The sequence below is a fragment of the Parvibaculum sp. genome (assembly GCF_049672805.1).
Lineage (GTDB): Bacteria > Pseudomonadota > Alphaproteobacteria > Parvibaculales > Parvibaculaceae > Parvibaculum.
Genome location: NZ_JBATWS010000467.1, coordinates 1 through 7,504 on the forward strand (window position 1 = coordinate 1; position 7,504 = coordinate 7,504).

The window sequence follows — 7,504 nt, forward strand, 5'->3', positions numbered from 1 at the left end:
CCTCTGCGCCACGCGGCAAAACTACTTTCCCGATGGTCTCTTTTCAGATCCCGCATGGGACATGCTGCTGGACCTGACTTATGCCCGCCTGACCGGAAAGCGCGTCTCCGTCTCCAGCCTCTGCATCGCCTCGCGCGTGCCTGCTACAACGGCACTCCGCCGCATCAGCGACCTCGTCTCCGAAGGGCTCGTTACCCGCATCCGCGACGAAAATGACGGCCGCCGCGTCTTCGTTGACCTCACCGATGACGGCTTCTCGCGCATGACCGCCTATATCGACAATGTCCGCTGCGCCTTCGGCGCAGAACCTCGCCTGCGAATGCGGAAAGCCTGAGCTAGCGACCATCACCCAAAACAAAACCCGCCCGGCTGACTGCCGCGGCGGGTTTCCTGTTTTTGACCGCAGGCCACCACCCGCAGAAAAAGGCGACAATAGATTTGCCTAACCTCTACCGGCATGTATCTTTCCACATGGGTTCAGTCCGTGGAGGGGCAAGGCGTCGTCCCGCGACGCCTTTAGTATTATATTGGTCAAAAGAAGCTCTTCACGAGCAATGCAGCAAACCGACACGCTATTCGTTCTCGGCGCGGGCGGCCGGTGCGAGGCGAGACGCCTTCGTCTCTCCTTCCTGTAGGTAGCGGGCGGGCACTTGACTGGGTTCTGGCGGCTTTCCACGAAAGATCCGTCCGGACACATTTTATCGGCGGCTTCAATGTCGAAGAAGTAAGGAGCCGATATCCGAAACTCCAGTTCACGGAAAATCCGAACTGGGCGTCCACAGGCAGCGCCGTCTCTCTCCTGCAGGCTCCCATACCGCGTGATGGCACCGTATTCGTCTGCTACGGCGACATCCTCCTGCGCCCGGAGCTGGTCAATTCGCTCGCCAAAGCAGAAGGCGATGTCTGCGTCGCCATCGACAGCAACTGGCGGCAACGCTTTATCGGGCGCTCCCGGGCCGACTTGCAGATGCGCGAGAAAGTCATCTTTCACGGCGACCGCGTGCTGAAACTCGGCCCCGACATTGGTGACGAACATTCCGTCGCCGAGTTCATCGGGCTCGTTCTGCTGCGCCGTGCGGCTCTTGAAGCCGTTGAAAAGATCGAGCCGCCCTATCCGCCGCATATTCAGCGCGCGAACATGTCCTCGCTGATCGAACATCTGCGTCTCTCCGGACTTGATGTCAGATGCGTTGACGCAAGGGGTGACTGGGCCGAGTTGAACGAAGCCCGCGACATTGCCCGGTTCGTGATGGGCACCAAGGCCGAAACACTGGAGCGGCTGAGAGGTCAGGTGCGTCGCTCCATCATTCAGGATCAGGCGAAAGTCACCCATGCGGAATGGGTGTCGGATCGCAAGGGCTGCCTCCAGCGCATCGAGAACTCCCTTGGACCTGTCCGCTTCGTCGTAAGAAGCAGCGCTCGGAAAGAAGATTCCTTCCAGACCGCGAATGCCGGCGTCTTCACCTCTTTGCTTGACGTGTCGCCCGGCGATGACCTGAGCCGCGCAATCGACGAAGTTTTCGCCTCATATGGTGGCGCTGTTGCGGAAGATCAGGTGCTCATCCAGCCGATGGTCGCCAATGTGCAGATGCATGGCGTGGTCTTTACGCGCACGCTGGATCGCGGCGCGCCTTACTATGTGATCAATTATGATCGCAGCGGCGATACGGAAGCCGTCACCTCGGGGCGCAGCACGGATGACCACACACGCGTGGTGCATCGTTCAGCCGATTTTGCGCGTCTTCTTCCCGCTCCGCTGAGCGATGTTCTGAGTGCGGTCACGGAACTGGAATCTCTTCTTCAATACGATGCGCTTGATGTCGAATTTGCCATCGACGAAGCGGGGCGCGTTCATGTCTTTCAGGTCCGCCCCATCACTGTCGAGTGGACCGGAGCCGGTATCAATGATGAAGAGTGCAATCAGGCTCTCGATCAGGCGGTGAAGACGTGGCGCGCCACCACAGAAGCATCTTCGTTCCTGCCCTGCAGCGACCCCGTATTCGGTGTGATGCCGGACTGGAACCCGGCAGAGATCATAGGAACCGCGCCGGGTGCCCTTGCCTTCAGCCTCTACCGCTTCCTTGTCACGGACGAGATCTGGGCCACCCAGCGCGCCGAGTATGGCTATCGCGATGTGCGACCGCACCGCCTTCTGGTTTCCTTCGCGGGACGGCCTTATGTGGATGTGCGCGCGAGCTTTGCTTCCTTCGTGCCTGCGGCAATAGATGATGCGCTGGCAGCGCGACTTGTCGCCTGGTATCTGCGCTCGCTCAGGCAGCAGCCCTCTCTCCATGACAAGGTGGAGTTCAGCGTCGTGCCGACCTGCATGACGCTTGATTTCGACAAATGGAGAAAGCGGCTTGCCGACGATGGAGGCTTTTCGCCGGGCGAAGTGAGAAGCCTTGAAGATGCCTTGCGCGATCTCACTGGAAATGCCTTCCATAGCTGGCCGAAGCATATGGAGGCCGTTGCTCTTCTGGAGGCACGCCGGGAAAAGATACTCGCAAGGCCCGGCCTCAAACATCTGGAGCGCGCGCGGCTATTGCTTGAGGATTGCCGCCGCTATGGCACGCTGCCTTTCGCGCATATGGCGCGCAGCGCCTTTGTTGCCGTCGCCCTGATGCGTTCCGCCGTGTCAGAAGGTATCATCAGCCAGCCCGCCGTTGACGCATTCATGGCAAGCCTTGATACGGTGACGGGCCAGTTCTCATCGGATGTGAGAGCCGTCGCAACTGGCAGGATGCCCTTCGACGACCTCGTGGCACGATACGGTCACTTGCGCCCGGGCACCTATGACATTTCCTCTCCTTCCTATGGTTCGGACCCTCAAACCTACCTTGCGCCGCTCGTCCGTGAAGCATCGGAAGGCGGCGGTCATATGGTGGGCGATGACGCGCTCTGGCGAAAGGAGCTGCACGCCCTCTGTGGCGCGCTTGGCAAGGCCGGTCTTCCCTCGGATGAAAAACTTGTCGATACCTTCTTCCGCAATGCGATTGCCGGCCGCGAATATGTGAAGTTCTGCTTTTCCCGCAGCCTCTCGCTTGCGCTTGAGGAGATCGCATCCTTTGGCGAAGAAGCCGGTCTGGACCGGACACAACTCTCGAACATCCCGATCAACATGCTGCTCGATGCCAGCCTGAGCGAAGTGGACGAGGAATTTGTCAGATCACTTTCCGAGCTAGCCGCCAGCAATCTCAAGAAGCGGCAGATGGCAGCTTCCTGCCTCATGCCATCCATTCTCACCAAAGAGGAAGATTTTCTCTGCTTCGAATACGGGACTTCGCAGCCGAACTTCGTCGGCACCAGCCGCATTCGCGCGCCAATACGCCAGCTTGGCGGCGCGGATGGCAAGGCCGCGGATGATGAAGAAGAGCTTGCCGGTTGCATTATCCTGATCCCGCAAGCCGATCCCGGATATGACTGGCTCTTTGGCCAGGGCATTGCGGGGCTTGTGACCATGTATGGCGGCGCCAATTCGCATATGGCCATCCGGGCCGCGGAATTCGGCTTGCCTGCCGCAATCGGCGTAGGCGAAGGGATTTATGAGCGCCTCTCCCGCGCGCGACTGGCTGATCTCGATCCGGCAAACCAGCGCATCGAAGGTATCTACCAATGAGAGTTGGCCTGACACAGCGTGTTGAAGATTTGCCGGGCATCGGCGAAAGACGCGATTGTCTTGACCAGCGCTGGAGCCTTCTTCTGGAAGATGTCGGTGCAGCGGCAATTCCGCTTCCCAATCTCCATCGGGTGGATGCGGCATATCTTGATCGTATCGGCATCGATGCGGTGATCCTCACGGGGGGCAACGACATTGCAGCTCTCCCCGGCAGCACAAAGCCCGCGCCGGAGCGCGATGCCTTCGAAAAGGGATTGCTTGACTATTGCGCGGCGCGCCGCCTGCCCGTTCTCGGCATATGTCGTGGCATGCAGTTCATGCAGCATGTATCAGGCGGCCCGCTTGTGCGGGTCGAGGGGCATGTCGCAACCGAGCATCGGTTGATCTGGGCTCCCGCCCCGCCTCTCGATCCCGCACCGGAAGTCGTCAACAGCTATCACGACTACGCGCTGCCGCGCAGCGGGCTTGCCGCCGACTTCAATGAACTGGCCTGGACAGAAGACGGAACTGTTGAAGCGTTCCGGCACAAAACCCTGCCCTGGATCGGAATCATGTGGCACCCGGAACGTGAGACAAATCCCAATCTAGCTGTGCGCCAGTGGATGGCGCGCCATCTCGGAAAGTCGGGAACATGAAAGTCATTTTTCTTGCAGCCGGACAAGGCACAAGACTGCGTCCGCTTACGGACGATCGACCAAAATGCATGGTCCCCTTTCTCGGCAAACCGCTTATCGAGAGGGACATTGAGACGCTGCGCCTTTGCGGCGTGAATGACATCCTCGTCATCGGCGGCTACAGGGCAGAGAAGCTTGAAGGCCTTGGGGTCGAGATTGTCCTGAACCCGCGCTTTGAAACGACGAACATGGTGCAGACGCTCTTTTCCGCGAGAGCGCACTTTCCGACCGACACGGGTCTCATCATCAGTTACGGCGACATTGTCTATCAGCCCCCTCTTGTCAGGGCCCTGATAGAAAGTGATGCCCCCGTGTCAGTAGTTATCGACAAGGATTGGCGCGATCTTTGGGAGCGGCGGTTTGATGATCCCCTGTCCGACGCCGAAACGCTGCGCCTTGATGAAACGGGCCGCCTGATCGAGATCGGCCGCAAGCCCAAAAGCTATGATGAGATAGAGGGTCAGTATATCGGCCTCATCAAGATTCGGAGAGATCACATACCGGTCATGTGCGATCTCTTTGACCGGCTTGATCGAAGCGCGACCTATGACGGCCAGAGCTTCGACAATATGTACATGACCACATTCATTCAGCGCATGATCGACACCGGGCTTGATGTCCGCGCCGTGCCTGTTCACGGCGGCTGGTTTGAGATCGACAGTGTCGAAGATCTCAATGTCTATGAAGAGTGGCAGCGAAGCGGCACGATGGGAAACCGCGCCGTTGCCGACTAGATGCTGACGCCTGACGAACGGACTGCCCTCACAATGGTTTTCAGAAAGCTTCTCGTGGTTTTCGGCAATCTCGCAGCACAGACGCAACGGGGGAACGACACAGCTGAAGGGGAACAGGAAAGCCACCTCAGAACGGCCTCATGGGTGCGTGTCAACAGCAAGAAATCCGGCTGGGAGCGCGCGCTGAAATCCGGGCTGAAGGACTGGCAGAAGCTGCCGGGCGAGAAGCGCGTCGCAGAACTGGCTGCCATCGCCCCGCACATTAAAAACGATCTTCACTCCGTCCGGCAGGATGCAGAGCTCGAGCGCAGCCGCGTTTACAGGATGATGATCGCGGCTCTGCAACAGGAGGCAGAGCTGCTCCAGCCCGACCACTGGATGATGATCGTGGATTTCGCCCTGCCGCTTCGTCTTTATCAGCAGGCACTCGACGCAGGAAACGAGCTCTGCAAACGCTTTCCGGCGGCGGCGAAAGAGATCAGGGTGCGGGAAGCCCTTGGCATCATCCACTTCCATCTCGATGACCATGAACGCGCGCGGGCATATCTCGACACAATTCCCGAGAAGAAGCTTTCCGCCGCTGCAAAGCGCATACGCAGCAGGCTCGAACTGGCTGCGACGCTGATTGAGGCGAATACAGAACTCGCCAAGGCATTCAAAGGCGACAGGGATGGCGCGAAAGAGCATATAGGCCGTGCTATCGAGCTTGTTTACGGCTCCGGCTGGAACGTGGCTGACATTCTTCCGAAAACGCTCGACGCCCTGCTGGACGCGCCTCCCTCGGATTCGTCGTCAGCCATTGCTGCCGAGACTGAATCGAACGCCGAACCTGATGTGATCCCCGTTTTCTGTTCCGGCTTCCAATGGTCAGGCGCAAGCGCCGTCCGGGATTTCCTTCTTGAGCAGCGCGGCGCGAAGCCCTTCTGGAACCGCGCGCGCTTCATGCATGGCAGTTCGTCAACCTATGACAAGGTAATAGAGGCGACGTCACAGCGGGATCGTCTCCGGCTGACACGCGCCTTCATTGCGGAGCAGTTCCTCGGCATCTCCATGCGCACAGCCGGGGCGAGAACACTTCAGGTCTATGAGAAATCACTTCTCTCGCTGATGTCGCCGGGAGCAGACTTGTCCGCTCTCGACGAAGCGCTCTCTCGTTTTGTGCGTCAGGCGATAGAACAGAAACCGACTTCTGCTCTCGGACGCAGCATGGCTGACGTGCAGCAACATCTGTGCCGGCTCTGCCATCCCACGGCCCGCTACATGCTGTTCGACAGCGTCATTCGCGCCTGGACGCCTGATCTGATTGCAGACATTTCGGGCGCGCGAATGGTCGTCGTCATCCGTGATCCGCGAGACATGTATGCCACCCATGTCGATCGAGGCCGCTGGAAGAAGGGTGTGGATGTCTATATCGAAGAATTGCGGAAACTGCTGGAGCAGTTCGAACGCGGGCGCCCTCTCGCCGAGGCAACCGGCCGGATCCGCTTTGTGCAGTTCGAAGTCTTCGTCACCCAGCCCCAGAAACGCGCCGAACTTCTTGAATGGCTCGGCATGGACGCTGCGGGCGCTCATTCAGTCGGAAAGTTCTTCGATCCCGAAAAATCAAAAGAGAATATCGGCGTCTATCAATCTTTCGCAGATCAGGCCGCCATCGAAAAGATCGAGAAGGCCTTCCCCGATCTTTGCATCGTTACCCCCGCCAGCGCGGCGAAAAAGGAGACAAGACCGCCGGCTGACCCTGACATACGGGTGATGACCTTCAGCGCAATGGCGACGAAGCGGCAGCAGCAGGATCTGATGAAACTCGCCGGAAAACCTGGCGAGCCGGGCTGGAAGGTTCGGCGCTTTATCACCGTCGATATGATCGAGCAAGGCCAGTACGACTTCTTCGGCCTGCAACATTGCCACACCGACACGAAGCCCGAATATAATGCCGTCGGTTTCTTTCAGAGCACGCTGCTTGAGCGCGGGATCGACTATGGCGTGCTCAATCACAGCGGCAAGTCCAATCCGCAGATCGGTGATTCTACCCCCCTCTTCTACCGGCGCGACCGCTGGCGGCCCGTTGAAGGGGATCAGGGCATGACATGGTTCGATGTTCCCGTGCCCGAGGATCAACCGGGGGGCGGCGGCCTCTTTTACATTTATTGTCTCTTTAACGAACTCAATGAGGCGGGGGAACAAACCGGTCGGCAGATTTTCGTATGCAATGTCCGCCTGCGTGACAAGCACACGGATGTACTCGATCTCTACAGGCTTCGTTGCCTTGCGATTCTTTTCAAAGAGGTCGAGCGCCGCCGCTCTCAGGGACTGCCTGTCATCGTCCTCGCGGATACGAATTGCAAGGTCGTCGACTCGCTAAGCGATCGCTTTATGCGCGGGCAGGCGGTCAGCGAGGCCGGAGAAACGTTCCCTGCCTACCCGGAGATTTTCGATGCCCTGCTCAGCCTGCATCCCGAGATGCATGGAACCGTCCGTAC

At 58.9% G+C, this 7,504-nt stretch carries 5 protein-coding genes; all 5 read left to right on the plus strand.

All coding sequences use genetic code 11. The features are described 5' to 3' along the window. Positions 1 to 334: winged helix DNA-binding protein (locus WBF74_RS14440; protein WP_424441149.1), on the plus strand; the 334-nt coding region annotated here is incomplete at its 5' end. A 264-nt stretch (positions 335 to 598) separates the two neighbouring features. Further along, positions 599 to 3,616 carry a PEP/pyruvate-binding domain-containing protein gene (locus WBF74_RS14445; protein WP_424441151.1) on the plus strand — a complete coding sequence of 1,006 codons (3,018 nt, stop codon included), beginning with the start codon at positions 599 to 601 and terminating at the stop codon, positions 3,614 to 3,616. Then, complete coding sequence (locus WBF74_RS14450; RefSeq protein ID WP_424441153.1) at positions 3,613 to 4,251, plus strand: gamma-glutamyl-gamma-aminobutyrate hydrolase family protein; 639 nt, start codon at positions 3,613 to 3,615, stop codon at positions 4,249 to 4,251. Before WBF74_RS14445 ends, WBF74_RS14450 begins: the two co-directional genes overlap by 4 nt. Further along, complete coding sequence (locus WBF74_RS14455; RefSeq protein WP_424441155.1) at positions 4,248 to 5,024, plus strand: NTP transferase domain-containing protein; 777 nt, start codon at positions 4,248 to 4,250, stop codon at positions 5,022 to 5,024. The genes WBF74_RS14450 and WBF74_RS14455 overlap by 4 nt, the downstream gene beginning before the upstream one ends. A gap of 33 nt (positions 5,025 to 5,057) precedes the next feature. Beyond that, positions 5,058 to 7,504 (plus strand): hypothetical protein (locus tag WBF74_RS14460; protein ID WP_424441157.1); only part of this gene is annotated, 2,447 nt, incomplete at its 3' end.

Bases quoted from the DNA above. Each gene is read 5' to 3' on its own strand.
- WBF74_RS14450 (WP_424441153.1), top strand. From the start codon at position 3,613: ATGAGAGTTGGCCTGACACAGCGTGTTGAAGATTTGCCGGGCATCGGC.
- WBF74_RS14455 (WP_424441155.1), top strand. From the start codon at position 4,248: ATGAAAGTCATTTTTCTTGCAGCCGGACAAGGCACAAGACTGCGTCCG.